The sequence below is a fragment of the Haloarcula taiwanensis genome (assembly GCA_002844335.1).
Taxonomy (GTDB): domain Archaea; phylum Halobacteriota; class Halobacteria; order Halobacteriales; family Haloarculaceae; genus Haloarcula; species Haloarcula taiwanensis.
Map to the genome: position 1 here is coordinate 2,094,889 of CP019154.1, position 22,927 is coordinate 2,117,815.

A 22,927-nucleotide genomic window follows, 5' to 3' on the forward strand; every position below is an offset into this window, starting at 1 on the left:
CTTCGTGGGACGGGGCCGACGTTGTAATGGCTACCTCCGCGCGAGCGCGAGCGGCCCCGCAAGCGCCCGCACACCCGCGCTGTCGCCTGATTTTCCCGAAAGCCTTTAGAACAACTGACTCCGTAGCGACGGGTAATGACAGAGACAGGTGGTGTCCGATGCGGCTGATTATCACCGAGAAAGACAACGCCGCTCGCCGCATTGCGGAGATCCTCTCAGAAGGAGGTGCGTCCGCGAATCGGCGCAACGGCGTCAACGTCTATCGGTGGGGTGACACCCGCGTGGTCGGCCTCTCCGGACACGTCGTCGGCGTCGACTTCCCCGAGGAGTACAACGACTGGCGCGACGTGGAGCCGGTCGAACTCATCGACGCCGACGTGACGAAGGAACCGACGCAGGAGAACATCGTCACGACGCTGCAGCAACTGGCGCGGGAGGCCGACGAGGCCACCATCGCGACAGACTACGACCGGGAGGGGGAACTCATCGGCAAGGAGGCCTACGAACTCATCCGCGAGGAGACTGACGTGCCCGTCGACCGCGTCCGCTTTTCCTCGATTACCGAGCGGGAGGTCCGCGAGGCCTTCGCCAACCCCGACGACATCGACTTCGATCTCGCGGCCGCGGGCGAGGCCCGCCAGATTATCGACCTCGTGTGGGGCGCGGCGCTGACGCGCTTCCTCTCGCTGTCGGCCCGGCAACTGGGCGACGACTTCATCTCCGTCGGCCGGGTCCAGTCGCCGACGCTGAAGCTCATCGTCGACCGCGAGCGCGAGATACAGGCGTTCGACCCCGAGGACTACTGGGAGATATTCGCCGACCTCCAGAAGAACGGCTCGGCCTTCGAGGCCCAGTACTTCTACGACGACGACGGCACCGAGGCCGAGCGCGTCTGGGTCGAAGAGGACGCCGACAACGCCTACGCCGACCTGACGAGCGTCGACGCGGCGACGGTGACGAGCGTCCGCCGCCGGACCCGCACCGACAGCCCGCCGACGCCGTTCAACACCACCGCCTTCATCTCCGCTGCGAGTTCACTGGGCTACTCCGCCCAGCAGGCGATGTCAATCGCCGAGGAGCTGTACACCACCGGCTACATCACCTACCCGCGAACGGACAACACGGTCTACCCGGACGACCTCGAAGAGGACGCCCTGCTCGATGAGTTCGTCGGAGCCGGCCACTTCGGCGAGGACGCCGAGGCCCTGCTGGAGCAGGAGGACATCACCGCCACCGAGGGCGACGAGGAGACCACCGACCACCCGCCCATCCACCCGACGGGCGAGATTCCGCCGAAGGTCGACCTCTCCGACGACGAGTGGGAGATTTACGAACTGGTCGTCCGGCGGTTCTTCGCGACGGTCGCCGAGGCCGCGACGTGGGAGCACCTCCGCGTCGTCGCCGAGGCCGGCGGCCGCTCGCTGAAGGCCAACGGCAAGCGCCTGGTCGAACCGGGCTACCACGAGGTGTATCCCTACTCCAGCGCCAGCGAGAACCACGTCCCCGACGTCGAAGAGGGCGAGGAACTGGCCATCTCGGAGGTCCGGATGGAGGAGAAACAGACCCAGCCGCCCCGCCGCTACGGCCAGTCGCGGCTCATCCAGACGATGGAGGACAAGGGGCTGGGGACGAAGAGCACGCGCCACAACTCCATCGAGAAACTGTACGACCGCGGCTACATCGAGGGCGACCCGCCGCGGCCGACGACGCTGGCGATGGCCGTCGTCGAGGCCGCCGAGGAGTTCGCCGACCACGTCGTCAGCGACGAGATGACTGCCCAGCTGGAGGCGGACATGACCGCCATCGCCAACGGCGAGGCGACGCTCGACGACGTGGCCGACGAGTCCCGTGAGATGCTCAAACGGGTGTTCGAGGAACTGCGCGAGTCCCGCGAGGAAATCGGCGAGCACCTCCAGGAGTCGCTGAAAGCCGACAAGACGCTCGGTCCCTGTCCCAAGTGCGGCGAGGACATGCTGGTCCGGCGGTCACGCCAAGGATCGTACTTCGTCGGCTGTGACGGCTTCCCCGAGTGTCGCAACACGCTCCCGCTGCCCTCCTCGGGCGAACCGCAAGTGCTCGAAGACCACTGCGAGGAGCACGACATGCACCACGTCAAGATGCTCGCTGGCCGGGACACCTTCGTCCACGGCTGTCCCCGCTGTGAGGCCGAGAAGGCCGACGAGAGCGAGGACGAAGTGATTGGGCCGTGTCCTGATTGTGGCGACGAGCACGACGGAGAGTTGGCCATCAAACACCTCCGCTCGGGCTCCCGGCTCGTCGGCTGTACGCGCTACCCCGAGTGTGACTACTCGCTGCCGCTGCCCCGCAACGGCGACATCTCGGTGACCGACGCCTTCTGCGAGGAGCACGACCTGCCGGAGCTGGTCATCGACGCCGACAGCGACGACCCCTGGGAGCTTGGCTGCCCCATCTGCAACTACGAGGAGTACCAGGCCCGCACGGCCGTCGAAGACCTAGAGGACCTGAACGGCATCGGCTCGGCGACCGCGGAGAAGCTCGGCGACGCCGGGGTCGACTCGCTGGCGGCGCTCCGGGAGGCCGACCCAGACACCATCGCTACCGAAGTTCAGGGCGTCAGCGCCACGCAGGTCCGGGAGTGGCAGGACGAACTGGAAGCCTGAGATACTACGGTCGCGTTTCGATAGTCGGGAACGAGAGGCGAACACGGTTCGCTGGCGGCGACCCGCCCAGTTCGAGTCGCCCGTTCATGCTTTGAATAGTCCACTGCGCAACCCACAGCCGGAGGGTCCGCGCGTGTGCAAGCGAGCGCTCGATGTCGTTGTCGAACGCAGTCATCGTCGCCTCTGAGACGAACCCCTCGTCGGCGACGACTTCGACCGTTCCCGTCTTGTACTGTTCGTCAGCCTCGACCCGGACTTCGACTGTGGGGGCAGAGAGATTGGTCGCAGCGCACGCAATCACTTCCCGGACGCTCGTCTGGACAGTCGCGTCAGCGGCAGTGGCGTCCGGCGGTCCAGCGTCGATAGTGACCGAGAGGTCGGCATACTCGTGCCGGGCATCGGTGACGCCAGCCTCAACGGTAGCGTTTAGGTTTGCCGGCTCCTGCTCTCGGGCATCGAGGGTCCGGTCGACGTGCCGTGCGTTCTCCGAAAGCGAAGACAGGCGCTCCGCCGCCGTAGCGATGGTGTCGAGATGGTCTACAGCCGCTGCGTCGAACAGGCCTTGCGCTTCGAGCCATTCCAGCCGACCGCTGATGACGTTCAGTTCGTTCCGAAGATTGTGCCGGAGCACTCGGTTCACGACTGAGAGGCGTTCCTCTCGGCGCTCGACGTCGTCGCGGAATCGGTGGATATCGCGCGTTTGCTCCAGGAGGAGCGCTGCGTTTGAGAGTGGTGCGCCGTACTCAATGGCCTCCTTCGGCGGGGTGTAGTATGGGTTTGTACAGAGTGTCTCGCGGTAAATAATGGCCTCGTGCGTCTGTAACGCTTTGCCGATATCCTCGCCGGTAAACTGTTCCAGGCTGTACTGACAGAGCGCCGTGACTGGCAGGTCCGGGTGGGCTTCGTCAAACCGGTGTTCGAACTCGATGACATCCTCAAAGCTGCAGTCGAGGTCAAGCGACCAACTATTCTCACCAGCCGCACGGAGTCCGCTATATCCGTCTGCGACAGCATCGGCAGCTAAGTCACGGAACTCGTCGACGCTTTCCTTCGGGTCAAATACCCCGTTTGAATAAATCTTGGCGGAGTCAACTAACACCAGTTGGCCGTCGGCTTGCAGCGAATCGACGTCGAGTCCGGCGTCGGAGAGCGCCGTCGCGATTGTTGCCGTCTCGTTTTCATCGGCGATGTAAATCACCTGTTCATCCTGTTGGATGCCGCGGGCGACAAATGTCGTGACGACGCGCATCTGTTCCGCGTGTGTCCGGTAAAACAGAGCGAGGTGGCGAGGCAACTCAGTCGTCGCAAATTGGGTCTGGAGCTGTCGACGCCTGTCAGCTGGCGACGAGTCCGGGGTGTCTGGGTCACCCGTCGAGGACTCTGACATAACTACGTCTACGCGGTGAAGCGTCCTTATTCTTCGGTACAGGGTACAACCTGCAAAGCCGGATGGACAGCTGCCGGCAGTCGCTCAGTCTGCCGAAATACTCCCAAGGGAGAATGGAAACTGATGTTTATTTTCCGGCGTAGAACAGGACAGTAACAGTGAGTGTGGCTACGAGACGAAGGTTACGCCGCCACACACCGGGCACTCGACCGCTTCGGCAGTCTCGACAGTTATCTCGTCGACAGCGCCGTAGACGACTGCGTGTCTCATCGGCTCCGGAATCTGGCGCTCACAGAGCGGGCACTCGACGACGCCGGCCCGGAGTCGGTCCCGGTCGATGCTGTGGCCGCCGGTCACAACTGGAGGTGGGACGTGGAACTCGGGCCGTCGTCGTCGATGCCACCCTCGTGGGCGAACGCGTAGTCGTCGTCGGTGAGGAACACGTCGCCGTGGGTCTCCGATATCTCGACCCCGGGGAGCGTCGTCCCAGCGGCGTCGCCGTTGTCACAGCCGCCGTCGCAGGCATCGAACAGCGAACCGTGTCGGGGGCAGATGAGCTGGTCGTCCCGCATCGGGACACCTCGTCCGGTGTCGAACCGCTGTGCTTCGTGCGTACATCGGTTCACCCACGCCTCGACGCCGTCGTCACAGGGGACGAGAACGACCTCTTCGAGGTCGCCGTAAGGGTCTTCCGCGGTGAACAGCCATGACCCGTCTTCGTGGACCGTCTCGACTGTCGTAAGTCGCTGCACGACTGGCGCGTTAGGTTGCCGCCGGTATCAGCGTTCCCGTCGCACGCCTCCCGCTGTCTGCGTCACTCACCGGTCTCCGCGGCGATGAGACGGACCAGCGCAGTAACGAACACCGCGAACAGTCGCCAGACCAGCACGCAACTGACCACGAGCACGCCGAGGACGATGGCGACCAGCCAGAGGAGGAGGCCGAACTGCAGTTGGGTGAGCAGCCCCACGACCAGTCCGACGACGAACCCGCCGACGAAGAGGACGCCGGCACCCTTGAGACAGCGGCGCTGCCAGCGGTCGAACGCCAGCGTGTCCTCGGCCCCCAGAAGCGATGGCAAGGCGATACCGAGCCCGGCACCGCCAAGCGCGAGGACGAAGAAGACGCTGCCGAACAGATACGAGAGTCCGCGGACGAAGCTGTCACCGGACGACGACGCTGTCGGCATCGTCGAGAGGGAGTACAACACTGCCACCGTCACGGCAGCGCCCGTGAGAACGAGCACACCTCGGATGGCAGTGACGATGTACCGGCGCTTGTCCGCTGTCATCGTCTGACGATTGTAACATAACCGTCATAAATCTTCGGAGACATATATATCCGGAGCCGACGCCAGTCGGACTGTCCGATCGGGCTGTCAGCGTGACCCACTGTGATACGTGTATCCGAAGCGGTTATACGGCCACGCGCAAGTCTGGCAGGTATGAGCGACTGGGCGGACTGGGACCACATCGTGAAGATAGACCCCGACAAGACGCTGGTCGACGGAGAGACCTTCGAAGACGTCGCGGCGACGGGGACCGACGCCATCGAAGTCGGCGGGACCACCGGAATGACAGAGGAGAAGATGAAGCGGGTCGTCGACGCCTGCGGGAAACACGACATCCCCGTGTACATCGAGCCGTCTAATCCCGCGTCGGTCGTCCACAGCGACCGTCACGACGGCTATCTCATCCCGGTCGTGATGAATGCTGGCGACGTGGCCTGGATCACTGGCGCGCACAAGGAGTGGATACGCATCGACGACGAGATCGACTGGTCGCGGACCTTCACGGAGGCCTACATCGTCATGAACCCGGAGGCGTCGGTGGCGTCCTACACGCAGGCCAACTGCGACCTCGACGCGGCCGACGTGGCCGCTTACGCCGAAGCCGCCGAGCATCTCCTCGGGCAGGAAATCGTCTACGTCGAGTACTCGGGGATGCTCGGCGACACCGACATCGTCGCCGCCGCCGCAGACGCGCTCGACGACGCGACGCTGTTCTATGGCGGCGGCATCCACGATTACGAGTCCGCCCGCACCATGGCACAGCACGCCGATACCATCGTCGTCGGCGACCTCGTCCACGACGAAGGCGTCGAGGCAGTGCGAGAGACGGTGCAAGGCGCGAAGGACGCCACGGCGACCGTTCGGTAGTTAGAACGCGAGCCGTTCGAGCAGACGGCCGACGACACCGTCGGGATGACGTTTTGTGTCTACTTCCATCGACGCGTGGTCGCTGTCTTGAATTGCCGACTGCGTAGTGCTGTCGCCGTTTGACCGGCGGGCCGAAAGCCCACCGTTGTGTGCGTGTATCAGGAGCGTCCTGTCGCTGTCAGCCGCGTCTATTGTCGCTGAAAGGTCCTGCCGGTCGACGAAGCTCCGCTCCGTCGGCACGTCACAGAGGTCCAGCAGGTCATCGTGGTATGCTTCGAGTTGCTGGCGTTGTTCGGCCGACTGGCGCTCATCAAGCGGGTAGAGGAACTGGAGGTCGGCCTCGGTCGCTGTCGCGACAGCGTTCCCAACGCGGACTTTCAGCGGGTCATACGGGCCGCGGGTCGTGACCAGTGTGATCGTCTCCAGCGCGTCGAGCGGCTGTGCGTCGACGGCAATGGTATCACAGTCAGTCTGTTTCCGGATGCGGTCGATACTGTCGCCCAGCAGCGAATCCCCGAACGACGCGCCACGTTCCACCAGCAACACATCGACGCCTTGCTCGTCGACGGCGTTGGCGACGGCCCGTTCGGGGTGGTGGCTGACAAGTTCGCCGTATTCGACCGGGACATCAAGGGCAGCCGCCAGCGTATCAGTCCGACACTCGAATTCGCGGTCGTCCGGAGATTGCACGCCGGAGGCGTAATCGAGGGGCTGCTGGTCGGGCACTTCGTCGAACTGGACGACAGAGAGGCTGCTGCCGGTGGGTGAGAGCGCGGCCCCGACCTCCAGCAGTGTCGCTTCGCTCTCCCGCGAGGACCCCTCGGGAAGGGCAACAAGCACGGATGTATCCGCCGTCTCGTCGAGCGTCGCCTCAGTCCGGTCGAGCGCGCGGTCGCCGATACTCCGGCGAACGGACTCCTTGATCGCGCCTTCTCTGGTGACTCGCGGTCTGACGTAGCCCAGATACCAGATGACGCTGCCAACGACGATACCGGCGGCTCCGACTATCGCGATCAGGCCCATCTGCGTCAGCAGGGCAAAGCCGGTCAGGGTGCCGAATATCGGCGTCCACGGGTAGAGCGGGACCTCGAAGGAGGGGTCGTAGTCTGGGGCGTCGCTCTCACGGAAGCCGATGAGCGCGACGTTGATGAGCGCGAACACGAGGATTTTGAACGCGCTCGCGAGCTTCGCGATCTCCAGAATCGGAACGAAGAGGATAAGCAGCAACATCACGCCGCCGGTCAGCGTGATGGCGGTCACCGGCGTGCCAAAGCGGTCGCTGACCGTACTGAGCAGGTCGGGCGCGAGTCCGTCGCGGCTCATGGCGAACGGGTAGCGTGAGGACGAAAGGATGCCGGCGTTAGCTGTACTGACCAGCGCCAGAATCGCCGCCAGAACGACAGCCGCGACACCAGTGGTTCCGAGGGTCATCTCGGCCGCGTCCGCAATGGGCGTCGTGCTCCCGGCAAGCTGGTCGAGCGGGACGACGCCGACGACGACGGCGACGACGAGCACGTACAGCAGCGTGGTGAAGGCGAGCGATCCAAGCATTCCGAGCGGGATGACGCGGTCCGGGTCCTCGACCTCCTCGGCGATAGAAGCGATCTTCGTCACGCCGGCGAAGGAGACGAGCACGAGGCCGGTCGCGGCGAAGATCCCTTCGACGCCGTAGTCCCACATCCCGCCGTACGTCGCGGTGTTGACTGCCGGCCCGCCGCCAGCGACGAACCAGCCGATTGCCACGAGCATCACCGCGACGATGCCGATCTGGAGTCGGCCGGTCTGTTCCGCGCCGAGGATGTTGACGAGGATGAGAACGACGGCGAGCGTGATCGCAACCGGACGGATCGGCAGGTCGAAGAGAAGAACGAGGTACGGCACGCCGCCGACGAGCGCGAGCGCGCCCTTGAACGAGAGGGAGAACCACGTTCCGAGTCCCGAAACTGTGCCCAGTAGCGGCCCCATCGACCGCTCGATGTAGACGTAGGTGCCGCCGGCTTCGGGCATGGCGGTCGCCATTTCGGCCTTGCTGAGTGCGGCGGGCAGCACGAGCACGCCCGCGAGAAGGTAGGCAGCGATGATGCCGGCCCCGGCGTCTTTCACCGCCAGCGCCGGCAAGATGAAGATCCCGCTGCCGACCATCGCGCCGATTGATATCGCTACCACTGACAGCAGTCCGAGGTCGCGTTCCAGACCCTTGGCCATTATTTCGCGGTTTCGGACATCTGGAGCGTTGTTTCGACAGTGCATTCCAGTTCGGTCGCCAGGACCTGCGAACCACAGACCACCTCGGAGCCGACCGACTCGAACGCCGATCGATGCTGCGGGTCGTTAAGCACGACAACCACGGTTTCGACATCGAACTGCGTCCGAAGCAGCTGTGTCACGAGGAACGCCCCGTGGTCGGTCTGCATCGATACCAGAGCGACATCGGTCGTTTGGGCCCCGGCGTCCTGAAGAACAGTACGCTCCCGGCCGTCACCGACTACCACGCGTGTGTCGTCGGGCGTTTGCCCGGCAACGCCATCGTGGTCGGTGACGAGACAGGCATCGGTGCCCCGATCTAACGTCGTTACTACCTCAGACCCGACGTACCGGTCGCTGATGATCAGTACCGACGGGGGGTCGATGTCGTCGTCCACTCGTTCGCGGAGTCCAGTAAGAGATATCATTGGGTTCGTAGAGGCCAGAGCTACCCGGCCAGTACACCAGCATTGATTCCGGAAACCGATAAATATCTAGGGAATAGTTCCGATTCCGGACTATTGTGGATATATAATCTATTTTCGGAAGATTACACTATGTAGACTCACCTTCGGCATCGTCGTGCCCGAACTGGTGAAACGGCCGGGTGTACTCGTTCCGAATGAGGTCCTCGTCGACGACCTCCAGTCCGATATCGTTGAGGTCTCTGCCGATGCGGCTCAGGTCGTTTCCGTCGGTTCCGACCACCTCAACGTGGACGTTGTCGGCCCCCGTCATGACCTCTCGGATGGCGACGACGCCGGAGACGTCGAGTGCCCGCTGCGCGACCTCCTCGCGCTCGTGGATTGGTGCCGTGCAGACGATGAGCGTATGGAGTTGGTACCCCGCGGCCTCGTAATCGACATCGACATCGTAGCCGGCGATGACGCCAGCTTCTTCGAGCTTCGTGATACGGTTCCGGACCGTTCGTGCGGAGACATCGAGCGACTCGGCAATCTCACTCGCCGACGTATGTCTCGCATCCTGCTGCAGCGCATAAATGATGTTCCGGTCCAGGTCGTCGATAGGGTACTCCGCGTCGGCCATGTCAACTGTTTCGACGGCTACCAGTACAAAAGTTCAGGATATTGGCCCGGACGCTGCGGTATTGTCAGGCTGTTTTCCACACTCCTCTGTGACTCACCAGCAGCGCGACGCCCCGCTGTGTGGGTTCGGGGCACAGACGCCGCTATGTCTCAGGAAAGCACCGACTGTTCGGTGAGTGTCACGGTTACTGTCGGGTGATACGCGACCCAGTCGGTATCCTCGCCGGTGCGGTAGGATAGCAGAACGTCGTCAAAGTAGCCCTGCAGCGTGTACGTGCCGGCGGTCGACACCCGCCGCCCGATGAGTTGGTACTGCCGCTGAATAGATTCAGCAGTCGCTAGCGTTCCGGTGAGTGGGTCGCCGTCTTTATGCGCCCCGTTTGGCCGTACCTCGACAGCAGTTGACTGCTCATACGCAGCGGTCAACAGGAGAATGTCAGCGGACACTGACCCGCCCACTGGCGTCAACCCTAACATCCCGAGTGGCCAGACACCGGTGTTCTTTATTGTAACGTCCTGTGTCCCGGTGTTTCGGAGCGTTATGTCCAGCCGACCGGGGCTTTCGATTGCGATGTCCCGATCAATCACTGTCACATCCAGTGCCAGCGGGTGCGAATCAGCTTCGGTTTCCACGCTGGAGATCGTGTACTCAGGATCGCCCAAACAGCCGGCGAGTCCGGACAGCACCGCCGTCGACACAGCCAGATACCGGCGGCGGTTCATAGGTCCACCTCGGTAACGTGGGCGGAGCCATCAGTCAGTGTCATGAAGATGTCTTCCACTGTCGCATCGGACGAAAGGTCACAGGTGTCTCGGAGCGTCGGCAGCGTGCCTTCTGCAATGAGGGCCCCTTCGTACAGAATCCCGACGCGGTCACAGACCAGATCGACCTGCCCGAGGACGTGACTGGAGAAGAAGACGGTTGCCCCACGTTCGGATTCGGCTTCGACGACATCCCGTACCAGCGCGACGCCGTGGGGGTCAAGCCCAGTGAACGGCTCATCAAGGATCAGGAGGTCCGGTTCCCCGACGAGACTCATCGCGAGTGCTAACCGCTGTTCCATTCCCTGTGAGAACTCGCCGGCGGGTCTTTCGATAGCATCGACCAGTCCGACGCGCTCAAGCAGTGCCCGCGGGTCGTCGTCGGCACGCTTCGTGTCAATCACCAGTTCGAGATGCCGCCGCGCGGACAGCGACTCGTATGTCTCGAAGCGGTCGGGGCAGATCCCAACGCGCTGATGGCAGGCGACGACATCGGTCCACGGGTCGTGGCCGAGAACGCGCGCTGTCCCCGACGTTGGTTTGATGTAGTCCATCAGCAGATTGATCGTGGTCGACTTACCGGCGCCGTTCGGGCCGAGGAAACCGTACACCTCGCCCTGCGCTACGGTCATGGTCAGTGCATCGAGCGCATCAACCTCGCCGTACTGTTTCGAAAGCCCCTCGGTCTCGATTGCCGGCGGCGTCACGCGAGGTCACCTCGGTTGAATCGATAGCTGGCCAGTGCGAGCGGGATGACGCCCCAGAGAAGCAATACGACGAGAGCAACCGACTCGTGCAGGTAGGCAGGGACTGGCTGTCCACTGAAGGCTGCGTCAACGACGTACTCGTTGATCGAATGCCCGGGATACAGTACCGCGGCGACTGACGTGTACTGGCCGCCGGAGTTTGCCAGTCCGAGTATCCAGTTCGTTACCGTTCGGTACGCTCGCCCCGGTGAAATCCGAAGGATAGCGAACAGCAGGCCGTCAGCGGGCGGTTCGAGCGGATTCACTGCGTTCCCGGTCACAGCTGAGTAGAGCCGGACACCAACGATTTTCCATCCCAGTGTCAGCAGCAGAAAGAAACCGCCGAAGACCACGGCGGTTACACGGACTGTGCTGGTCGTCACTGCCGATGCCGCTGTTGCAATCGACACGAGCACAGCGATGTACAGCACCGTCACCAGAAACACGCCAATAAAACGCAGCGGGGAGAACAGCCCGAACTTGACACCGCCAACCACGCCGAGAATGACCGTTGCGAGGGCAAATGGAAGCACGGTGCCGACGCTCCGACCAAAGACCTTGCCGATGAGAATATCAGTTCGCGTGAGAGGCAGTCCAAGCAAGAATTTCAAACTCCCCGACGTGCGCTCCTTGATAATCGATCGATACGTGAGTAACAGGACGCCAAGTGGGAGCAGCGTGGACCCGGCCGCCTGAACGAACCCGACCGTAACATCCGGACCAAGGAGGTCCCAACTGATGTAGGTGGGACCGTAGCCCCAGACGGCGAGCAGGGGAGCAAGTAGCCAGGTTCCTTTTGATTTGAGTAGCGCGACTGCTTCTTTCCGCGCAACGGGAAACCATCGAGGGAGGGCCATGTGGTCGGATTTGAAAGTGTATCACATAAAACACACTATCAACTGTTTATACGTTCAAGCGGCACCGAGCTACCGCTTCGGTCGGGCCGGAACGGTACTGGAGACATTTTTAATACCACCCCCGCCAGGAACGACTTGCGTCCTCACCTCGAAAGGCTGTTCTTAAGTTCCGGCCACAAGAACCAACGTCCATGGAAAACCGAACCTACACGGCGGACGCGACGCCGGGCGACACGGTCACCGTCGCCGGCTGGGTCCACGAGATCCGAGATCTCGGTGGTATCGCCTTCCTTATCCTTCGAGACACCACCGGCAAGATACAGGTCAAGTTCGAGAAAGACGAGATGGACGACGACCTCGTGGAAACGGGGTTGAACGTCCAGCGCGAATCGGTCATCTCGGTGACCGGCGCTGTCGAGGAAGAGCCACGCGCGCCCACCGGTGTCGAAGTCACGCCGGAGTCCGTCGACGTGATTTCGGAAGCCGACCCCGAACTGCCCCTTGACCCGTCGGGTAAGGTCGACGCCGAACTGCCGACCCGCCTCGACAACCGCACGCTCGACCTCCGCAAGGACGAAGTGAAGGCCATCTTCGAGATCCGCGCGGAGGTCCTCCGGTCGGTCCGCGAGGCGTTCCGCGAACTCAACTGCACGGAGATCAACACGCCGAAAATCGTCGCTACGGGGACCGAGGGCGGCACCGAGCTGTTCCCGATCACCTACTTCGGACAGGAAGCGTTCATGAACCAGAGCCCACAGCTGTTCAAGCAGCTGATGGTCGGCTCCGGCCTCGAACGCGTCTTCGAAATCGGTCCAATCTTCCGCGCAGAGGAGCACAACACGCCGCGGCACCTCAACGAGGCGACCTCCATCGACTTCGAATCGGCCTTCTACGACCACACCGAGGCAATGGACGCCTGCGAACACGTCGTCAAGTCCGCCTACGAGGGCGTCGCCGAGAACTGTCAGGACGAACTGGACGCCCTCGGTCTCGAAGAGGAGTTCGAGGCCCCAGAAGGTGACTTCCCGCGGCTCACCTACGAGGAAGCGCTCGACAAGATCAATGCGACCGGCGAACTCGACGAACCGCTGGTGTGGGGCGACGACCTCTCGACGGAGGCCGAGCACGTCCTCGGGCAGGAAGTCGGCGAGCACTACTTCATCACTGACTGGCCCAGCGAAATCAAGCCGTTCTACATCAAGGACCACGACGACGACGAGGAGGTCTCGACCGGCTTCGACATGATGCACCCGTCGATGGAACTGGTCTCGGGGGGCCAGCGTGAACACCGCTTCGACCACCTCGTCGAAGGGTTCGAACAGCAGGGGCTGGACCCTGAGGCCTTCGAGTACTACACCAAGATGTTCAAGTACGGCATGCCGCCACACGCCGGCTGGGGCCTCGGCGGCGAGCGCCTCATCATGACGATGCTCGGACTGGAGAACATCCGAGAAGCGGTGCTGTTCCCGCGAGACCGGCAGCGCTTGTCTCCCTGAGACAGCGACTCTCTTCGTAGAGTCACACTGTCTCGTAGTGGTTCACGTTCTCGAGTTTGGAATGGCAGCGATGGATAGCCGCAGGGCTCCGCTCCGAACCGACACGAGGGCGGCGATCCGACCTGTCCCCGACTACGCGTTTGTTGCCGCCTGTTTCAGAATCTGTGGCACAACCACAACTTCGAGTGCGGCGATTCCGAGTGCGACATAGCGTATCGTTCCTTCGAGCAAGAAGAGCGCGACAGCCGCAACGATCGTGGCGCTGACCAGTGGGAGACCGTATCGAACAATCGGATTCTCGAATGGGGAGGGCATACAGACTAGCCACTTGGGCGATATAGCTTATTTTTTCTGCATCTGCTATTGTGCGGGCAGGGGCGGAGAGGCGGCAGAGCACCGCCTCTGTCTCAATACCCTACTCAGTCGTCTGCAGGCGCAGCCCCGCCGGAGCCGATGCCCATTCCGGACCCTGAGACGGTGCCTTCGTTGGCGGCGACCCAGCGCAGGAGCAGGAACGCGAACACGTACTTTGCGAGGATGTCTAGCCCGGAGTAGCCCCACGAGGTGACGCCGACGCTCAGAAGGGCAACCCCCTCGGAACCCAGCGCCCAGAGAATCGGGTAGCCGAGCCACAGCACCACAGTGAGAAGCTTGAGCGTCCCGAATATCTCGCTTGTGCCGGCGGCTTCCGCGTCGGCTGGCCACTGGACGAGCAGGACGTACAGTACGGCGAGGAAGAACGCGCAACTGATGCCGTAAAACACCCAGCGCAGCAGGTGCGAGGAGGTAATGAGCGCGGCGGCGAGGCCGGTCACGCACATTCCGATGTCCATCGTGATCGCGGTGAACAGCGACGCGATATCGGTGTCAGCCAACAGGCCCAGCGCCAGGAGAATCATCGGTGTCGAGAACGTCCAGGTCAGGTACCGACCCCACGGCGACAGGACGTCCTGACCGGCGAGGGCGTGGCCCGGCGGCATCTGCAGAAACCCGACCGTTAGCCCGGACGCCAGGCCGGCGTAGCTGGAAATCGAGACCAGCGGCACCAGCATCGTCGCAACCCAGATGAGTTTTGCGCGGGGCGACTCTATGTCTCGACCCATTGCGACGAACAGGAGGATGGCGACGCCCGCCAGCGCGATGTTCACCCAGAGCGAGGAGTTCAGGAGGAAATTCGACTGTATCTCCTGAAGCACGTCTGACTGTGTCGCCTGAAGCACTGTCGTTGCAGTGGTACTGGCAGCTGTCATGTATGCTAACTACGAAGAGTACACTTAAAGACGCGTAGCCAAACGGTATCGGTATGGCCCATCGGATTCGGGTTTCGGAAGGGATAGGCCACGCACGGACACGGGGAGAGGACCGCCGAGCCAGACCGTCTCAGACCGCGCCTGGCCGCTCGTGGTGGACGCTGGGAGTCACTCCGGGAACAGTTCTTCTTCTCGCTCGATGGCTTCGATACGCGCAATCTCGGCGTCGGTCAGTTCCAAGTCGGCAGCGGCGAGGTTGGCTTCGAGATGGGACCGGGAGGACGCCTTCGGAATCGTGACGACAGCTTCGTAGCTGGTCACCCAGGCGATGCTGACGGCGGCCGGCGACGCGTCGTGCTGGTCCGCGATGTCGACGATGGTCGGTTCCTCGAATACGCGACCGCCGGCCAGCGGTGCGTACGCGACCAGCGGATAGCCGTGTTTCTGGGCGTCAGCGAGGAGTGATTCCTGCCAGAACAGCGGATGGAACTCGACCTGATGTGCAGCAATCGCATCGAGGTGATCGCGCGCGATAGCCAGCTGGTCCGGGTCGAAGTTCGAGAGTCCGACGTGCTCGGTCAGTCCCGCCTCGCGCACGGCCTCGACGGCGGGCAGCGTTGTTCCCGGGTCATAGTCGCCACGTGGCCGGTGGACGTACAGTAAGTCGACGGCGTCGAGGCCGAGTCGGTCGAGGCTCGCTTCTGTCGCCGGGCGGACGGCAGTTGCCCCGAGTGCGTCGATCCAGAGCTTCGTCGCGACAGTCAGGTCGGCACGGTCGGTTTCGGCGGCGGCGATGCCCGCGCCGACAGTGCTCTCGTTGTCATATATCTGAGCAGTATCGAGATGACGGTAGCCACAGTCGACGGCTGTCCGAACGACCGCCTCGTCCTCGATACCCATCGTGCCGAGCCCGACTGGTGGGAGGTCCATGCTCCAGCGTTGGGACCCCCGTTAAAAACCAGTAGCGGCTCCGACAGGGGACATCCCCCCAGATGCGCCCCTCGGTCGGTTAGAAATCGGTCTGCTGCGTGACGGCCGCCGCGTGGTCAGCCCACTTTTCAACGGTGGGCGAACCCCAGTACTTTACTGCGCCGCTTCGCTCGTCGTAGTCGATGAGTCCGATCTGATGGAGCATCGGTAGGTGCTGCTCTTCGAGTTGGGCTCGGATAGTCGCGGGTGACGTGTCTGCTGCATCGACCGTGCTCGTGCCCCCCAGCTCCGATATCGCCGATGCGAGCGCCCCAACGTCAGCGGCCGTCCGGTCACTGCTCGCAAAGTAGCGACAGACGGCGCGGCGCCGCCAATCAGCCAACACCTCGAACACGTCATCTACATCCGCCGTAGACAGCGTTCGCTCCGACGGCGTCATCCCACACCACTGGTCGCTCTGAGACCCTCCATTCCTTTGGTTACTCATTACCCACGTAAAATTAATAGCCCTACCCCATATTAACTCTGTACCTAGACGGCTAGGCACCCGTCGAATGCGCCGCCCTCGCTCGCTGACGGCCTCACCGCGGCTCAGGAGTCTATTTCAAACACGGCATCGATGAGATTCCGCTGCGCCCGCCGGAGGTGCTGATGAAGCGTCGGTGACGCGATACCGAGCCGCTCTGCCAGTTGCTCGGCGTTGGTGTCCCGGGGCCAGCCGTAGTAGCCCGTCAGGAAGGCCGTTCTGAGGACTTCTTCCTGGCGCTCAGTCAGGTGATTCCGAGGGTCTGTCTCGGCGTCAGGGATGTCGCTTGGCTGCTCACACTCCTGTTTTGCCGTCAGCGCGATGCCTGGCATCCGGTCAGAGACTGCGTCCTGTATCGCCCGGGAATCGGCATCCTGCGGGGCCTCGACAGTAATAGAGAGCGTCCCGTCATCGGCAACTATCGTCCGACAGCGGGCACCGACATCCAGCAGCAGTGATTGGACGGTTTCTGTCACCTGAAGTTCGACAACGGCGCTGGCCTCGTCTGAACGAACGACCCGCGAACCGAGGACCTCCGTATGCGAACAGAGATGCGCAGCGACTGCATCGGGCGGCCCCCCGTGTACGGAGAGATAGAGCAGATGTGTCGGCTTGGTCTCGACAGACTCAATGACTTCAAGCCGGCATCCGTACGCGTTCGCTGCCGAGACAAGCGGTATGTCAGGGCGTTCTGATTCGAATGTCAGCTCAAGCGCGGTGTCGTCAGACAGGAGTTGCCTATTATGGACCGCGGCAAGCGTGTACCCAACCATCTCACCGAGGACAGCGAAACTCTCGGCTATACGGCCACTGAATGCCGCCGGCTGGTCGGCGTACACGCAAAGAACGCCGTGGACGGTGTTCCCCTGAACCAGTGGAATCGCTGCGGCAGATTTGAATCCCTGTTCACGAGCGGCGGCCCCACACCGCTTGAATTCGGTCGGGTCACCACAGTCCTGTATCGTCTGGACGGCGCCTGTCACGAGGGCCGTTTCACACAGCGCTCGGTTGGTCCCGTCACCACCGATGAGGTCGTCGACACAAGCGCCATCGTCGCCGGCTACCGTTTTCGGGACGAGACTGTCGTTCGCGCCCGCTCGCTCGGCGATCCACGCTAGCTCACAGAGGTCGGATTCAACGACGCGCTCACACACCGTCTTCGCGGTTTCGCGGCGGGTCGCGGCACCACCTAGCGCGTGAATGAGGTCCTGTATGACCATGTTGACCCCGTTGAGTGTCGCCAGTTCGTCGCGCTGGCGTTCGATTGCGTTCTGACGTTTCCGTTCGTCGGTGATGTCCTGATGGATTCCGACTGCTCTGATCGCCTCGCCGTCGTCGTTCCACTGGAACACCTTGCCGATGTCCCGGATCCACCGCCAGTCCCCGTCTTTGGTCTGCATTCGGAACTCGCACTGATACAGATCGGTCTCCCCGGCCTTCAGCTCCTCAAGCGCCTGTTCCGCTCGGTCGAGGTCGTCTGGATGGACGAGGTCGGCCCACGTCTCGTAGTGTGGCTCCAGTTCGTCTGTCGTGTAACCGAGCATTCCGGTCCATCGTTCGTCGAAGGTGACAGCGTTGGTTTTGGGGTTCCAGTCCCAGACGCCGAGTTCCGCGCCCTCGAGCGCGAAGTTCAATCGCTCCGTCATCTCCTGATACTCGCGCTCGCGGTCACAGCGTTCCGTGATGTCCCGAGCGACGCCGAGCAGCCCACTGTAGTTGCCGTTTTCGTCGTGAATCAGCGTGTGGTTGATTGATACCTTCCGTTCAGTACCGTCTTTCCGACGAAACGTCAGATCAGCAGTTGCGCTCTCCCGTTCAGGCGCTTCAAGCAGTGTTTCGACAGTCGCCTGCCCCGTCGAGAGTTCACCGGGGGCAAGCACTGTCGTGGCGTGTTCACCGCACAGTTCGGTCGGCTCGTACCCGAGGTTCGACGCAAACGACTCGTTACAGAAGTCGATGACACCGCGTTCGTCGAGCGTGTAGAGCCCGTCCTGTGCCCGCTCGACCATGAGATCCAGCAGCGCTGTGCGGGCATCACGCCGGGCAGTGTCAGTGATATCTCGCAGCAGGACGAGCGTAAGTCCGCCCGCAGCGGCCGGTAGTTCGTGCCCGCGTCGGAGGAGGTACTGATCGCGGTCGCTACCCGAAACCCGGATGGCAACCGGTTCAGTCGAGGTGCTCTGGAGCCGCTGTAACTGCCGACGGCCACTGGACGTATCGGGGAGTGCTGTCTGCATGGCGTCGTAGAAGCGTTCGACCTGGCGAGTGTCGTCGAGAGAGTCAACGAACACCGACACCGATTCGCTCGACCAGTGTACCGTTCCGTCATCTGCCAGCAGGACAGCGATTTCGTTCGCTTCAGCACGCGATTCGATTTCGGACAGCGCATCTCGGAACGCGGACTCGGTCCGGTCGGCTGACGCCGACACGACGCTGATAATCTTCTCCGCCAGCAGCAGCGGCTGTCCGTCCCCCTGTTTCGAGACGACTGTCGCCGCATCGTCGACGACAGCCGCGGCGCTATTCGTCGCAGTGGCGTCGGTGTAGAGGACGACCGGGTAGCGGTCATTCGACACCAGTGCGGCCGGGATATCGCCCAGTCCAGTCGGGTCCAAGACGAGACAGGAGACATCCGTCGACACGGCGGCTTCTAGCGCGGCATCTGTCGTTGCCACGCTCGTCACCGTTATATCAGCGTGGTGGTCCGCCAGTCCCTCGCGTATCTGCTCTCGTGCCGTTGCGTCGGAGTCGAGATACACAACTTCGATGTCTCGACTGGCAGCGTCGGCCTGTCTCGCTCCCGCAACCGCGACGTCGTCGAGGTCGTTTCCAATCATCACCCTGGTATGCTGTTCAACCACTTTACTGAGGGGTAATAACTGTTCGGCGGCGACGGGTTTCACATGACAACTACTCAACTGGATGGTGGCCACGGTAATTGAACGGCTGGGGATCGCACGCGGCTTCCGTTGTGGCCTATCGAACAGACATCGTTCGGGTCAATGGTGTACTGTGTTCGGCCACCACAGCCACCGTAGCTAGCATTTCGGCTACCAAGTCCGGCGACACAGTATCAGTCGACACCGAACAGTCGTTCTCGAATGGTTTCGGCGACATCGGTGAGGTGGGCCTGTCCGAACGCCGCGACCAGCAGCGCCCCGAGCGAATTGAACATCGTATCCCGGACCGTGTCGTCGAGACCGTGTTGCGCCAGCGGCATCGTGACACCTGTTTCGGTGGCGACGATATCGAGCGCGAACTCGAACAGTTCCCAGATAACTCCGAACGAAAGGACGACGACGAAGATGTACACGAAAAAGACGCGCTTTGGGATGTGTATCGAATCGTTGTGGAGGTCGATGGTCCGGGCCGTCGTGTACCCGAATGCGGCGATGAGCGAGGCCGACATCGCGTGGGTGAGGTGGTCCCACCAGCCGATCTGACCGTAGAGTCCGGCCGAGCCGAGCGTATGCAGAAACACCGCGGTCGTGATCCAGAGGGCGAGCCACGGGTCAAGCGCGAGGTTGTAGTTCCGCCGCATCACTGCAGGGAGAAACGTCACCAGCAGACCGACACTACCGTTCGTAATCGGCTTTGGCCGACCGGCGACGATGCCGTAGGCGACCAGCGCAAGCAAGACGAGTTGCATTGCATGGGTGATCCGCCGCTGATTCCGAATCGACGGTCGGGGCAGCCTCATCGTCGCACCATCCGTCGGATGACGCGCCAGAGGCGGCGGTCCCGCCGTCTGAAGTAGCCATCGAACAACACACCCGCGACGAGGCCAGCGAGGGTGACGTACAGCCACTCGGTCATCAGCGCTTCGTTGGTCGTGAGATACGTCGTTCCGAGAAACCGGTCGGCGTTCCACCGGAACACCGTCCAGGCCGCCACGGCGGCGAGTGTTGTCAGGACGACGAGACAGACAGCGAACCAGTGTGTGACCTCCATCTCAGTGAACATGTGCAGTTCCGCGATAACGAGCAACGACAGCGCTGCCAGCGAGAGATACGTCGCAAAGGTTCCGACCGTGCCGCCGACGAGGCCCCGGACCAGGATCGGCAGACAGGCGAGAAAGAGTAGTTCCCACGGCAGCATGACGCGCCACTCGCGGAACGCCACCGGCGGCACGAGGACGACGAAGCCGACGACACCGACGAGTAGTATCCACTGGTAGTCGACATCAAGGGCGCTTTCGATGAACACAGCCGTGAGAATAGCGACGAGCAGCCACGCGATGAGTGCGTTTGTTCGCCCATCGCGGAAGAGCATCTCGAGCGTGTCGTCGAGGTCGATGTTCCCGAGGGTACCGTCGGGACGCTCGGACCCATCCGTCATTGCGTCCACGTGGGGTACGACAGCGAATAAACCCAGCGACGTGTTTATACCGCCGACAGACGCTTATACAGGTATATGATGCTGCCGACGCACGCGATAGCGGGGCTCGCCATTGCGACACCGCTGCTCGTCCTTGCGCCGGACCACGCCGCGGTCGCGCTCGCAGGCGGTCTCGTCGGTGGCGTTCTGCCCGATCTCGACCTGTACTCGGGCCATCGGCGGACGCTGCATTACCCCAGCGGGTACACGCTCGCGGCGCTCCCGAGTGCCGGTTTCGCCGCTATTCTCCAGACGCCACTCCTCGTCGCGGTCACTTTCGTCCTGCTGGCCGCTGCCCTCCACTGCCGGATGGACCGGTACGGCGGCGGCCTCGAACTCCGTCCGTGGGAAGCTACGTCCGAGCGCGCCGTGTACGACCACGTCCGCGGCCGATGGCGGTCGCCGAAGCGATGGATACTGTACGACGGGGCACCTGCAGACGTGGGGCTGATGGTACTCGTTGGCGCGCCGCTGTTCGTCGTTCTAGACGGACCGTTCCGCTGGGTCGTCGCCGTGGCCCTCCTCACCGGCGTGACCTATGGCCTCCTGCGCCGTCGACTGGCAGCCCTGGCACCGGTTGTGTTCGGCAACGTTCCCGAATCGATTGCGGCCCACGTCCCGGACCGCTACCGGCAATAGCGCTCGCCTGCCGCGCCGCTTCCTGATTTCCGTGATGCCTCCGTTATTTCGGCGCTGCTTCTCTCTGCCGTCCCACGAGAGCGTCTTCGGCAACGCCGCGTAGCGTCAACCACGTGTTGATACCCGCCCGCAGTGCGACGAGGTCAGTCGCCTCGACCGTGAGTTCGACTCGCTGTCCATCCCGGCCGAGCCGCGCTGTCGTCCGGTCGCCCTCGATATCGTCGATTTCGGGACGAATGCTCCGCTCGATAGCGCGAGCCCTGGCAGCGCTGTCGTACTCGGCGGTGAGGTGGGTCTGATGTGGTGCAGTCATACTGTTGGTGGGTATCGAATCGGTCGCAGGACTGCCCCAGAAAAGCCGCATGTAACGTGGCGCAGTCGACCGTCGGCTGTCGGCCGCGAACCGACCGCCTCAGTTGACGTTGATCTCTTTGACGTCTGGCGACCGCTCCTTCAGCAGGACGCGGTGTCCGCAGTACGGGCAGCGAACGCCGCCGTACTCGTCCAGCGTCACGTCGCGCTTACAGCGTGAACACTTGTAGCTCATAGTTGAGAGATAGGAGCGGAGGTCCTTTACTCCTCGTCTTCGGACAGTGCAGCCCGAATGGAGCGTCGAACGGTCTTGCCGCCGGGCGTCTCCGGCTTGTAGCTGCCGCCGGTGAATTTGTAATCACAGTACCCGCACTGCCAGATGCCCGTCCCCTGACGGTCGACGCGGTCCTCGCCGCAGTTCGGACAGGCGTGGTCCTCGTTCATCTCCGATTCAATCTCCGCGACGCGGCGTCGAGACACGCGACCGTAGCGAGCGCCGAAACGGCCCGAGCTACCGGTCTTTCCGCTCTTGCTAGCCATAGTGGTCTGTTGTCCGCCGAGCGGCCACATAAGGCCTTCGAGATGCGGTCCAGTCGGCCGACGGCCACAGGGATTAACACGCTCGGCCAGCAACGCCCGACCGACATGGACGAGATACTCGACGTCGTCGACCTCGTCGCGGACTCCGGATTCGAGGGTATCGTCACGTGGCTCGTGCGAATCGTCGGGCTCGTCGCGCTGCTGGGCGGCCTCGGTCTGTGGCTGTTCACCGACATGGGACTGCTCGTCGTGCCGGCAGTGCTGTTACTCGTCGGTCTGGTCCTCCTCATTGCCCCCAGCGTCCTCCTGCTGGCCGCGGAGCTAGCCTAGACCACTCAAGAGGGAGGCGAGCAAACCATCGGTCGATGGCAGCCAACGAACTCCGCAGTCGCATCCAGCGGGTCGCGCCAGCCACGAGCGGGCGGCTTACAGCATCGGAGTTCTTGCTCTCGGGTGCAGCGGCCGGGCTGGTCGGCTGGGGTGGTACGCAGGCGGTTGCGTGGTCGGACCACGCTACCGGCGCGCTGCTCGTCACGGTGCTGTGGGCCGTCCTGATCGGCGGCTTCGTCGGCCTGACCGTGCTTCACGCACCGGACTCCATCCGCTTCTCCGACGCGATGTTCGCCTGGGGAGCAGTCAACAGCACTGCGATGGCGCTGACCGTCGCTGGCCTCTTCAGTGTCGTCCCCGGACAACTGGCGTTCTGGCACGCGTGGGTCGGTGCGACAGCCGTTGGCTACTGCTGGACCGGCGGCGTCCTCGAAGGAGCCGGACAGCCCGTGCGCGGCCGCGGGTACCTCGGTGCCGGCGTTGTCGGACTCGGTCTGTTGGCCATCGGGGCGGTCGCGTTCCCGCTTGTCTCCTCGGCCGGCTACCTGGCGCTCGCCGCGCTCCATGCGCTCCCGATGCTTCTCGACGTCCGAACGGCGTTACCGGCTGCTCACCGGACTAGTGTCGTCGGTGTCGCGGTGGCCGCAGTGCTTGTTGCGGGCGTCGTGGTGGCGTGACCACAGGT

The 22,927-nt window shown here is 63.0% G+C and carries 26 protein-coding genes; 6 read left to right on the plus strand and 20 right to left on the minus strand.

From position 1 onward, the window contains the following. The first annotated feature begins 158 nt into the window (after window positions 1–158). Window positions 159–2,642 carry a DNA topoisomerase I gene (locus BVU17_10655; protein ID AUG47955.1) on the plus strand — a complete coding sequence of 828 codons (2,484 nt, stop codon included), beginning with the start codon at window positions 159–161 and terminating at the stop codon, window positions 2,640–2,642. A 4-nt stretch (window positions 2,643–2,646) separates the two neighbouring features. Here BVU17_10655 and BVU17_10660 read toward each other — a convergent pair whose 3' ends face one another. From BVU17_10660 to BVU17_10675, 4 genes are all read right to left on the minus strand, one after another. Next, window positions 2,647–4,029 carry a hypothetical protein gene (locus BVU17_10660; protein AUG47956.1) on the minus strand — a complete coding sequence of 461 codons (1,383 nt, stop codon included), beginning with the start codon at window positions 4,027–4,029 and terminating at the stop codon, window positions 2,647–2,649. A gap of 168 nt (window positions 4,030–4,197) precedes the next feature. Beyond that, a complete protein-coding gene (locus BVU17_10665; protein ID AUG47957.1) occupies window positions 4,198–4,386 on the minus strand; it encodes a hypothetical protein in 189 nt (62 codons plus the stop codon). Then, window positions 4,383–4,781, minus strand: a complete 399-nt coding sequence (locus BVU17_10670) for a (2Fe-2S)-binding protein (protein AUG47958.1) — start codon at window positions 4,779–4,781, stop codon at window positions 4,383–4,385. Before BVU17_10670 ends, BVU17_10665 begins: the two co-directional genes overlap by 4 nt. A 62-nt stretch (window positions 4,782–4,843) precedes the next feature. Then, window positions 4,844–5,320, minus strand: a complete 477-nt coding sequence (locus tag BVU17_10675) for a hypothetical protein (GenBank protein ID AUG47959.1) — start codon at window positions 5,318–5,320, stop codon at window positions 4,844–4,846. A 153-nt stretch (window positions 5,321–5,473) separates the two neighbouring features. On the opposite strand from BVU17_10675, the gene BVU17_10680 reads away from it, so the two are divergent. Next, entirely contained in the window at window positions 5,474–6,187 is a 714-nt protein-coding gene (locus BVU17_10680) for a geranylgeranylglyceryl/heptaprenylglyceryl phosphate synthase (protein AUG47960.1), read from the plus strand. Here BVU17_10680 and BVU17_10685 read toward each other — a convergent pair whose 3' ends face one another. From BVU17_10685 to BVU17_10710, 6 genes are all read right to left on the minus strand, one after another. Further along, window positions 6,188–8,392: an amino acid transporter gene (locus BVU17_10685; GenBank protein AUG47961.1), complete on the minus strand. Its 2,205-nt coding sequence runs from the start codon at window positions 8,390–8,392 to the stop codon at window positions 6,188–6,190. It lies immediately after the preceding gene. Continuing rightward, window positions 8,392–8,859, minus strand: a complete 468-nt coding sequence (locus BVU17_10690; protein ID AUG47962.1) for a potassium transporter — start codon at window positions 8,857–8,859, stop codon at window positions 8,392–8,394. The genes BVU17_10685 and BVU17_10690 overlap by 1 nt, the downstream gene beginning before the upstream one ends. 127 nt (window positions 8,860–8,986) lie before the next feature. Further along, complete coding sequence (locus tag BVU17_10695; protein ID AUG47963.1) at window positions 8,987–9,478, minus strand: ArsR family transcriptional regulator; 492 nt, start codon at window positions 9,476–9,478, stop codon at window positions 8,987–8,989. A gap of 149 nt (window positions 9,479–9,627) precedes the next feature. Then, window positions 9,628–10,200 (minus strand): hypothetical protein, encoded by a 573-nt coding sequence (locus tag BVU17_10700; protein ID AUG47964.1) that lies wholly within the window; start codon window positions 10,198–10,200, stop codon window positions 9,628–9,630. After that, entirely contained in the window at window positions 10,197–10,946 is a 750-nt protein-coding gene (locus BVU17_10705) for an ABC transporter ATP-binding protein (protein ID AUG47965.1), read from the minus strand. The genes BVU17_10700 and BVU17_10705 overlap by 4 nt, the downstream gene beginning before the upstream one ends. Next, window positions 10,943–11,842, minus strand: coding sequence for a nitrite reductase (locus BVU17_10710; protein AUG47966.1), 900 nt, complete (start codon window positions 11,840–11,842; stop codon window positions 10,943–10,945). Before BVU17_10710 ends, BVU17_10705 begins: the two co-directional genes overlap by 4 nt. Before the next feature lie 191 nt (window positions 11,843–12,033). Between BVU17_10710 and BVU17_10715 the strand changes: the two genes are divergently transcribed. Further along, window positions 12,034–13,338: an aspartate--tRNA(Asn) ligase gene (locus BVU17_10715; protein AUG47967.1), complete on the plus strand. Its 1,305-nt coding sequence runs from the start codon at window positions 12,034–12,036 to the stop codon at window positions 13,336–13,338. 132 nt (window positions 13,339–13,470) lie between these two features. On the opposite strand, the gene BVU17_10720 is transcribed toward BVU17_10715, so the two are convergent. The 7 genes from BVU17_10720 to BVU17_10750 all read right to left on the minus strand — a co-directional run bounded on the left by BVU17_10720 (window position 13,471) and on the right by BVU17_10750 (window position 20,382). Beyond that, on the minus strand, window positions 13,471–13,653 hold the full coding sequence (locus tag BVU17_10720; protein AUG47968.1) for a hypothetical protein: 183 nt from the start codon (window positions 13,651–13,653) through the stop codon (window positions 13,471–13,473). A 104-nt stretch (window positions 13,654–13,757) separates the two neighbouring features. Continuing rightward, entirely contained in the window at window positions 13,758–14,588 is an 831-nt protein-coding gene (locus tag BVU17_10725; GenBank protein AUG47969.1) for a capsular biosynthesis protein CpsH, read from the minus strand. Window positions 14,589–14,756: 168 nt separating this feature from the next. Further along, entirely contained in the window at window positions 14,757–15,518 is a 762-nt protein-coding gene (locus BVU17_10730) for an aldehyde oxidoreductase (protein ID AUG47970.1), read from the minus strand. 79 nt (window positions 15,519–15,597) lie between these two features. Beyond that, complete coding sequence (locus BVU17_10735) at window positions 15,598–15,957, minus strand: transcriptional regulator (protein AUG47971.1); 360 nt, start codon at window positions 15,955–15,957, stop codon at window positions 15,598–15,600. Window positions 15,958–16,109: 152 nt separating this feature from the next. Further along, window positions 16,110–18,881 carry a bacterio-opsin activator gene (locus BVU17_10740; GenBank protein ID AUG47972.1) on the minus strand — a complete coding sequence of 924 codons (2,772 nt, stop codon included), beginning with the start codon at window positions 18,879–18,881 and terminating at the stop codon, window positions 16,110–16,112. A gap of 236 nt (window positions 18,882–19,117) precedes the next feature. Continuing rightward, window positions 19,118–19,723, minus strand: coding sequence for a hypothetical protein (locus BVU17_10745; protein ID AUG48894.1), 606 nt, complete (start codon window positions 19,721–19,723; stop codon window positions 19,118–19,120). 17 nt (window positions 19,724–19,740) lie between these two features. Then, window positions 19,741–20,382, minus strand: coding sequence for a hypothetical protein (locus BVU17_10750; GenBank protein AUG47973.1), 642 nt, complete (start codon window positions 20,380–20,382; stop codon window positions 19,741–19,743). Between the two features lie 75 nt (window positions 20,383–20,457). Here BVU17_10750 and BVU17_10755 point away from each other — a divergent pair, with 75 nt between their 5' ends. Beyond that, on the plus strand, window positions 20,458–21,060 hold the full coding sequence (locus BVU17_10755) for a hypothetical protein (GenBank protein ID AUG47974.1): 603 nt from the start codon (window positions 20,458–20,460) through the stop codon (window positions 21,058–21,060). Window positions 21,061–21,103: 43 nt separating this feature from the next. Here BVU17_10755 and BVU17_10760 read toward each other — a convergent pair whose 3' ends face one another. The 3 genes from BVU17_10760 to BVU17_10770 form a co-directional block, all read right to left on the minus strand. Next, window positions 21,104–21,373: a KEOPS complex Pcc1-like subunit gene (locus tag BVU17_10760; GenBank protein ID AUG47975.1), complete on the minus strand. Its 270-nt coding sequence runs from the start codon at window positions 21,371–21,373 to the stop codon at window positions 21,104–21,106. Between the two features lie 99 nt (window positions 21,374–21,472). Continuing rightward, the gene (gene rpoP, locus BVU17_10765; GenBank protein ID AUG47976.1) at window positions 21,473–21,607 is read right to left on the minus strand and encodes a DNA-directed RNA polymerase subunit P; all 135 of its coding nucleotides are present in this window, start codon (window positions 21,605–21,607) and stop codon (window positions 21,473–21,475) included. A 26-nt stretch (window positions 21,608–21,633) separates the two neighbouring features. Then, window positions 21,634–21,942 carry a 50S ribosomal protein L37Ae gene (locus tag BVU17_10770; GenBank protein AUG47977.1) on the minus strand — a complete coding sequence of 103 codons (309 nt, stop codon included), beginning with the start codon at window positions 21,940–21,942 and terminating at the stop codon, window positions 21,634–21,636. 75 nt (window positions 21,943–22,017) lie between these two features. Here BVU17_10770 and BVU17_10775 point away from each other — a divergent pair, with 75 nt between their 5' ends. After that, window positions 22,018–22,242, plus strand: a complete 225-nt coding sequence (locus BVU17_10775; GenBank protein ID AUG48895.1) for a hypothetical protein — start codon at window positions 22,018–22,020, stop codon at window positions 22,240–22,242. Window positions 22,243–22,277: 35 nt separating this feature from the next. After that, window positions 22,278–22,919: a hypothetical protein gene (locus BVU17_10780; protein AUG47978.1), complete on the plus strand. Its 642-nt coding sequence runs from the start codon at window positions 22,278–22,280 to the stop codon at window positions 22,917–22,919. Window positions 22,920–22,927 lie beyond the last annotated feature (8 nt).